This window comes from Flavobacterium sp., assembly GCF_003525665.1.
Classification (GTDB): domain Bacteria; phylum Bacteroidota; class Bacteroidia; order Flavobacteriales; family Flavobacteriaceae; genus Flavobacterium.
In genome coordinates this window covers 1-8,688 of sequence record NZ_DQDX01000122.1, presented here as the reverse complement: position 1 = coordinate 8,688, position 8,688 = coordinate 1, and the positions used below count along the sequence as shown (strand labels likewise).

Genomic DNA, 8,688 nt, shown 5'->3' with positions numbered 1-8,688 from the left:
TGATTTAAGTGAACTCGAAACTCGAAACTCGAAACTCGAAACCAAGTTTGACATTATAGTTTCAAATCCGCCGTATGTTAGAAATCTTGAAAAAGCTGAAATCAAACCCAATGTTTTGGAATTTGAACCTCATCTAGCTTTGTTTGTTGATGATAACGATGCCTTACTTTTTTATAGAAAAATAGCAGAATTAGCCAAGAAAAATCTATCTGAAAATGGAAGATTGTATTTTGAAATCAATCAATATTTAGGCAAAGAAACGGTTGAATTATTGGAAAATTTAGGTTTTAAAGAAGTAATTCTTAAAAAAGATATTTATGGAAATGACCGAATGATTTCGTGCAAACAGAACTCTGAGACAGAACTCTGAGACAGAACACTGAGACTGAATACTGGTTATTCGTATCGCAACGCTTCAATAGGATCAAGTTTAGATGCTTTCAACGCTGGATAAGAACCAGAAACTACTGCTACAATAAACGTTGTAATTACTGCAGCCATCATTGCGCTCCACGGAATTACGAAATCAAATTCTAATCCTAATGCGATGAAATATCCGGTTAACGTTCCGAGAATGATTCCTAGAATTCCACCAAATTGACCAATAATTAATGTCTCTACAAAAAATTGCCATGCAATAGTAGATTTTTTGGCTCCAAGCGATTTTCTTACACCAATTTCACGTGTTCTTTCGGTTACAGAAACAATCATAATGTTCATTAATGCAATCGACGAACCAAGGATTGTAATGATTCCGATTACCCAAGCAGAAATACTTAAAACTCCAGTCATATCGGCAATTCGCTGCACTAAATCGTCGCTTCGTGAAATTCCGAAATTATTTTCTTCTACTGGATTTAATTTTCTAATTTGTCGCATGGTTAACGTTGCGTGATCGACTGCTTTTTCGAGCATTTCTTTATCATCAACCATTGTACTTACGGTATAATTGATATTTGGAGCAGAAAATATTGAACGAGCAACTTGTATCGGAATCAAAATTCGTAAATCTTCGTTATTTCCAAAAGTAGAACCTTGTTCTTTTAAAACTCCAATAACTTTGAATTTGGCACCACGAACCGTTAAGATTTTATCTATCGGATTGATGTCTTTTAATAAACCTTTGTTTACAAAATCGCTTCCAACTAAGCATACATAGGCATTGTTGGTAATATCAAAAGTGTTGAAATTACGCCCATCGGTTATTTCGATTCCCGAATTGGTAGTGAAAAATTCATCAACACCAACAATAGTAATTTCTGGATCGCTTTTTTCGTTTTCAAATTTTACTTCGGCAGTTGAAGTCGCCACAAAAGACAATGATGTACGCGTTAACGGATACTCATATTTGTCTTTATACGCTTTAGCTTCTGGATAAGAAATAATCGGATTTATCTTTTCGGCTTCGCCACCACCACGATTTCGAGTTGTGGATTCGTATTGATTTATATTAAAAGTATTCGAACCCATTGAAGCAAAATTAGAGTTCAATGTGTTTTCTAATGCAGAAACCACAGTTAGAATTCCGACCAAAGCCCAAATTCCAATAGCAATAATAAACACTGTGAGCACAGTACGAAGCAATTGAGTTCGAATTGAACTAAAAGCTATCTTGACATTTTCTTTGAATAAACTTACCATAGTGCTAATTTGACACTAAAATACACTTTTTGTTACAAAATACTAGTTTAATTTTGTCTAAAAGTTTAGTGGTTTAAAAGTTTAAAAGAAAATAGTTCAATAATTATGAGTAAATTTAAAAATCAAATCTAAAAGAAAATGTTTAAAAATGTTTTAGAAAGTGTGATATTTGTAAAGTAATTTTAGATGTCAGACTTTAGATATTAGATTTAATATTAATAACTAAAGTACTATCTGAAAATTTATACCTACATATCTAATATCAAATATCAAATATCTAATATTTAAAATGGCATCTAAACCAAGTATTCCAAAAGGCACAAGAGATTTTTCACCTATTGAGGTTTCTAAACGCAATTATATTATTTCGATAATGCGTAAACATTTTGAAAAGTATGGTTTTCAACCGATTGAAACGCCAAGTTTTGAAAATTCGGATACGTTGATGGGAAAATATGGTGAAGAAGGCGATCGACTTATTTTTAAGATATTGAATAGTGGTGATTATTTGGATAAAGTTCCAACAGAAGAACTACAAACTATAAACTACAAACAACTAACTGGAAAAATCTCTGAAAAAGCATTGCGTTATGATTTAACTGTTCCGTTTGCTAGATACGTTGTGCAACACCAAAATGAGATTGAGTTTCCGTTTAAAAGGTATCAAATTCAACCCGTTTGGCGTGCTGATAGACCACAAAAAGGACGTTTTAGAGAATTTTATCAATGTGATGCCGATGTAGTTGGTTCGACTTCATTATGGCAAGAAGTTGAGTTGGTACAATTGTACGATTCAGTTTTTACAGAATTATGTTTGGAAGGTGTGACCATTAAAATTAATAATAGAAAAATATTATCTGGAATTGCTGAGGTTATTGGTGCGTCGGATAAATTAATTGATTTTACAGTTGCGTTGGACAAACTTGATAAAATAGGTGAGGATGGCGTAAAAAAGGAAATGATTGAAAAAGGAATTTCGGAAGTCGCTCTAGAAAAAGTACAACCGTTATTTAATTTTACAGGAACAATTTCTGAGAAAATTGATAAACTTTCAATTTTGCTAGATTCATCAGAAGAAGGAAAAAAAGGCATTGAAGAATTGCGATTTATTTGTGAGACGGTTTCAAAATTAGGTTTGCTTAAAGCAAATTTAGATTTGGATGTAACTCTAGCTCGCGGATTGAATTATTATACCGGAGCAATATTTGAAGTGTCGGCTCCAAAAACAGTTGCCATGGGAAGCATTGGCGGAGGCGGAAGATATGATGATTTGACTGGAATTTTCGGATTGAAAAATATGTCAGGCGTTGGAATTTCGTTTGGATTGGATCGAATTTATTTGGTACTTGAAGAACTGAATTTATTTCCAGAAACTGTTACTACATCGACTAAAGTTATGTTTTTAAATTTTGGCGAAAGCCAGGCATTTGAAGCAATGAAAGCCATAACTGAATTGCGTTCGAAGAATATTAAATCGGAATTGTATCCTGATAATGCTAAAATTGATAAGCAGTTTAAACATGCAGAAAGACGCAATATACCTTATGTTGTAAAAGAGATTGTTGACGGAAAATTTACTTTAAAAAATATTTTATCGGGCAATCAAACAGCGGTTAGCTTAGAAGAATTAATTATAGAATTACAATAAAACCCATACTTATATAAACTTGAAAAGCCACGCAATTGCGTGGCTTTTCGGTGTCAAATCAATTATTTAAACCCTATTTAATAATGATTTTTCTGCTTGTATCACCTTTGTCTGTTATTACTTTTACAATGTAAGTTCCAGTACTTAATTTAGTAATTGGCAATTGAATGTCTTGTTGATTTTGGTTTTCAACATCCCAAGTTCCAACTGCTTGTCCTAATAAATTAAAAAGTGCTACTGATTCGACAGTGGTATCAACCACGTAATTTTTGATATTTAAAATGCTATTTGTATTTGTATAGGCAACTAGAATTCCGTCAGATAAATCAAAGCTTTCGTTACCAAGAGCTGTACTATTATTTAGGAATCTTAATGAAAAACGATTATTAATTGTTCCTTGTGGTACATTTATAACTGCTGGAATGTTTCTAACATTATGATAAATTCCAGTTAGGTTATCATGGATAAATGCTTGAAAGCTGTTATCAAATTTTAGAATTTCATCAATTTGGAATGTTACGTTACCAGCCACATTATTTTTGATTCCGATAGGGTAGATGGCATTTTGATTAAAATTACCAACACCTTGAATGTTTAGGTTTACATTGTTAGTAATGAAGTATAAATCGTTTGCTTGACTATCGATATTTACAGCATCGTAACCAAAATCGATTGCCTCAGTTGCATTAGATTCCATGAAACCTAAAAGAGCTTGTTTGTAAAAATTATCAGCCGATTTATATCCTAAGCGTACTTTTTTGAACGTATCTTCAGCTACTTCATCTTCCATATTATTGTCAAAATGATTTACAGCTAAAGTTGCAGTTGCATTGTTTTTAAACATATAGTTAGAAGAAGCATGATCTTCCCTAACGAATAATCGTTGTCCGTTATTGAAAGTTATTGTACCTCCAGCGGCAGAACCTGTTACAAAAAATCCTTGTCCAACAGGAATATATCGGTTTGGAATTTTTACGCTCATTCCTAATCCAGTGATTCCAGAAGGAGCAACTGGCGGAACGCCTCCGGTTAAGTTTCTTGCAGAATAACCTCCTTGATAACCTGAAGTAACGTGTGTTGTGTTATTTGGTGCGTGTTCCCAGAAATAAATAGTTCCTGTTGTAGACGCAGCATTATCTGTTATAAATTGCGTGGCATCAATTGCAGAAGCATAAGGGTTTCCACTTAAATTTAAATTGTTTGGAGCAATCGCACTTGTAATAGTTCCGTTATTCGGTTTACCTACGAAAGTGAAATTTTGAGTTGGACCCATTGCGCCACTACCTTTTAAAGTATATCCTTGACCTGCATTTAACAATCCTGTTGTACCAACAGACGTCCAGTTTGCATACATTGGTGTAAGATTTTGGAATTTAAAAATCCAGTAACTACTTAATGTAATTGGGTTTGTTGGGCTTCCGCTTAGAGCACTTGTCCAAGTAATATTTTGAGGCGTTGTTGTTGTACCATCTTTCATTACGCCAGAAACAGTGTAAGCATTGTTGTTAGTAGTGCTGTTAATTGCTCCAACTGGTGATGACCAATAGTTGTAATTAAAAACATTTTTAGTTCCTTGTTGGTCTCTTTCGATAGAACCAGCACTTGTTGGATCTAAGTCACTATTTGTGATTTGAACAAGTTGCGATCTATCTACTAAATCAATTTTTCCGTCTAATTTTAAGTAGTGAGAAATTTCGATTTTACTATTATTAGTTGCGCTTATCGTATTTGCATCAACTAAAAGTCCTAAAAGTTCTTTGTTACCATTTGAAGTTACATTGTGATCTGTTCTTACAATATTCCAAGCAATAGGTGTTGTTCCATTAATGATTGATAAGCTGTATGGCACGTCTTGAATTGTTCCATTTCTCCAAACAGAATTTAAAGCCCAACTTCCGTTAGTATTACTTTCATATGGCATTGGAGCCGTTTGCGGATTGATAGAAATTTTATCTGGAATTACTAAACTTCCTCTATTTACATTTATAGAGTCGTCATCTAAGTGAGTTCCGATGTATGAATTCATTGAATAATAAGCAAATAAATTATTCCAAAGCAATCCAGAAATATCATTTTTTGTGACAGTTGATGGAATTACTGTTCCAATTGTACCTGTTCCGTTTTGTAAAATTTCTTGGTTAAGAATGAAACGAATTTCTGTTGCAGTTAATACTCTGCTCCACATTCTAAGTTCGTCAATATCACCTCTAAATAAATTATTTATCGTAGTTTTATTGATATATTGACCACCAATACTAAACATACCTGACGAAGTTCCTGGTGCACCATTCATTGCTGCAGTTTTTTCAAGGACTCCATCAATGTAAATCGATAATGTGTTTGCTGAATAAGTGTAAGCAATATTATGCCAGATACCGTTTGGTAGTGCTGTTGTTGTAATTGCTGTTCTTAAAGTTCCTCCACCATTATACCATTCAAATCTAACTCTATTGTCATTTTGTAAAACTATTTGGTAACCGTTTCCTGCTGCTGCTTTTTTAGACAAGATTGTTCTTTCATCGCCCAAAGTGTTAGCGCCATTTGGTCTAACCCAAGTCATTACTGTGAAATTAGCAGGTAATTCATTAACATTGTCAATTCTAACAAAGTCATCAATACCGTCAAGAGTTATATGTAACGGATTTACAGCGCGATGCGCTACCCCAAACGTTATGTATTTTGTTCCGTCAAAGTCATACAAACAGGTTTCGTTTGAACCAACTGTTGACATAAAAACAGTTTCTAATCCAGTTGTAAAAGCAGCATTAGTTGCCACAACCATTACATAAGCATCTGTTGGGCCTAAGGCAGGAAGACCGCTTGTGAATGCAGAGGTAGGAACAGCGACTCTTGTTGTAGCTACATCACCATTTACTTCGTTAACTTTCCATCTTCTGTTTACAACTTCTGTAATTGTAGTTATTGTTGTTGGTCCCAAATCAATGGCTAAATTAACTCCAGAGTTGTTCATGTTTGCTCCGTTTGAACCCCAAACTAGAAAATTTCTGTCAGTTGAAAAGTTGTTAGGATTTAAGTTGTTTGTTGCTGTTATATCTCCAAGACCAATTGTTAAAACTGTATTTGGGTTTTCACTTTTAGATTGTTTTTGATTTAATTGTGTATTATCATCACGACCAATACCTGCAATATCATAATTAAAACCTGTGTTAGCTAGAGTACTCCAAGTAACAGCACCACTAGAATCGAGGTAATCTGTATCTCCTAGATTTGTTGCTGTAATACTGTTTGAAGCATGTAAAGTCACTCCATTTTTTATTGCTAAATACGATTCAATTTTCTTTTTTTCAGTATCTGATTTTACTTCAGAATACGATATAATTTCGGCAAGTTTACCATCAAGGTAAGAGGATATGTTTCCGTTTAATGAGAATCTTCCAGTTCCAAGATTATATTGAATATTATTAAATTCTGAAAAATTTAATATACCTGTAACTGTAACTTGATCTACTCCAACCGATTCGCCAGCATAATTGTCAATTCTTTTTCCGTTTTTATAAATTTCTGTAGATGTTCCTGCAGTATTTGTTTTTACATTATAAATTGTAGTTTCTTGTACATAAGTTTCAGTTGTAGTTGCATATGCTCTACCATAAGAGTTTGTAGATGGTGCTTGTGGAACTGAGCTAATGCTATGTGAAACTAATTCATTTTTGTATCTGGCTGTAAAATTTCCTAATGCAAATGCTGTTCCATCCAAATGAAAGCTGCTAACAGAAGTTCTACCAGATAATGGAGCTTGTCTTGTAGGTGAGGCGCTATCAATTGTATTATTTGATTTAACAACTACAAAATAGTCTTGAGCATGAAAACCACCTTTTCCGCGCATTGATGTTGCGTTCGCAATAGTAAAATCTATAATTGGGTTAAAATTTATATTTCTAGTACCATCTCTAAAAATTGGTCTTGTAGCTCCAATACCGATTGCATCATTATCTATAGCTTGGTCATCCCATTGTGATAAAGCAACACCATCTGTTGTAGTGCTTGTACCTGCATTTGCTTTTAGCCACAGTTTTAAATTAGTTCCTACATTACCTGGATTGAAAGGATTTGTTGTAAAAGGTGTTATTGGATCTCCTTTTACAAAAAAGTTATCAATTGCAACTCCTGAAGAGTTTGTGCTTCCATCAGATTTGAATAATACTCTAAAAACAATATTGTTTTTATTGTCTAAATCATTAGTTTGAGTTGAACGCTCAACAAAATCATTGAATCCAGCCACTCCTGTATTTATTGTTCCTGAAAAACCTCGCTGACTGCCTAATGAATACGAACCGCCACCTAACGTTGATACATTCGTGTTTGAATACCACGTTACAGTTTCTTGATAATTTCCAAGAACATCCCATGTTAATCCACCATTTGTACTATACTGAATTTGCATTCCGTCATCATTATCGTTTGTGCCAACTCTTAAATCCAATGATACTCTTATGTTGTTGTAACCTGTAGTGTTTATTGTTGGAGATACTAATACAGATGATGTGTTATTGGCATAATTATTTCCTAATCTCCAATAACTACCTTCACCATTAAAAGGTGTAGTTGTATGCGTCCAAGTGCTTCCGCCAGACGTTGCCGTTGTCCATCCACCATTATTTGCATCAAAGTTTTCATAGTATAATGTATAGCTTTGAGAAGGAAAGCTAGTTCCTGTTCCACTAATGTTAAAATTGTATGGATTTTTACCGCCAACATTTGTTGAGAATGAAACAGTTGCTGTTCTTAGACCTAATGCAGTTGGATTAAAACTTATTGAGAAAGTTGTACTTCCGCCCAAAAATCCAACTGGTGATGCTGGTTGAGTTACAACAGAGAAATCTGCAGCGTTTGGACCACCAATAGTGATTGATCCAACTGTGAGATTTATTAATAATGCGTTATTTGTAATTGTAAAAATTTTTGTAATAACACCTGCACTTTCATTAGTTGATCCAAAATTGGTTAAGTTTATTAAACTAGGAGAATTAGTTCCATTATCATTTATCAAGTTTCCATTGCCATATACATCAATTTGTTGCGCATTGGAACTACTTGTTAAAAATAATGCTAATGTTAGCATTGTAAATAGTATAATTTTTTTCATAACTCTTGGGGTTTAGTTATTCTTATTTTTTTTATCAGATGAGAAAATCATCGTAATTAATTTGACACTACAAATATAGAATGAAAATTAAATAAATCGACAAAGTGTATAAAATAATCGATGAAATACACTTTTATGACATTTTAATAAGTATAAATCTTACAAATAGTTTGTTTTGAATTAATATATTTAATAATTAATAAGGTTTGATTTTTGTATTGAGCAAAAACCTATGAACGAAAATTATATGTTTGGTAACTAAAAATTTCGAGATACAATAAAAAAAGAAAGC

General features: G+C 33.3%; 3 protein-coding genes and 1 pseudogene. 2 read left to right on the top strand and 2 right to left on the bottom strand.

The annotated features are described in order from the left end of the window. A pseudogene (locus DIU01_RS08785) lies at positions 1-370 on the top strand (protein-(glutamine-N5) methyltransferase, release factor-specific); the annotation flags it as partial. 26 nt (positions 371-396) lie between these two features. Here DIU01_RS08785 and DIU01_RS08780 read toward each other — a convergent pair. Continuing rightward, complete coding sequence (locus DIU01_RS08780) at positions 397-1,641, bottom strand: ABC transporter permease (RefSeq protein WP_290833578.1); 1,245 nt, start codon at positions 1,639-1,641, stop codon at positions 397-399. Positions 1,642-1,930: 289 nt separating this feature from the next. Between DIU01_RS08780 and hisS the strand changes: the two genes are divergently transcribed. Beyond that, the gene (hisS, locus tag DIU01_RS08775) at positions 1,931-3,289 is read left to right on the top strand and encodes a histidine--tRNA ligase (protein ID WP_290833576.1); all 1,359 of its coding nucleotides are present in this window, start codon (positions 1,931-1,933) and stop codon (positions 3,287-3,289) included. A 73-nt stretch (positions 3,290-3,362) separates the two neighbouring features. Here the strand turns inward: hisS and DIU01_RS08770 are convergent, their stop codons facing one another. Continuing rightward, positions 3,363-8,396 carry a LamG-like jellyroll fold domain-containing protein gene (locus DIU01_RS08770; RefSeq protein WP_290833574.1) on the bottom strand — a complete coding sequence of 1,678 codons (5,034 nt, stop codon included), beginning with the start codon at positions 8,394-8,396 and terminating at the stop codon, positions 3,363-3,365. Positions 8,397-8,688 lie beyond the last annotated feature (292 nt).

Excerpts from the sequence above, each read along its gene's own strand:
- hisS (WP_290833576.1), top strand. The coding sequence starts at position 1,931 with ATGGCATCTAAACCAAGTATTCCAAAAGGCACAAGAGATTTTTCACCT.
- DIU01_RS08770 (WP_290833574.1), bottom strand. The coding sequence starts at position 8,396 with ATGAAAAAAATTATACTATTTACAATGCTAACATTAGCATTATTTTTA.
- DIU01_RS08780 (WP_290833578.1), bottom strand. The coding sequence starts at position 1,641 with ATGGTAAGTTTATTCAAAGAAAATGTCAAGATAGCTTTTAGTTCAATT.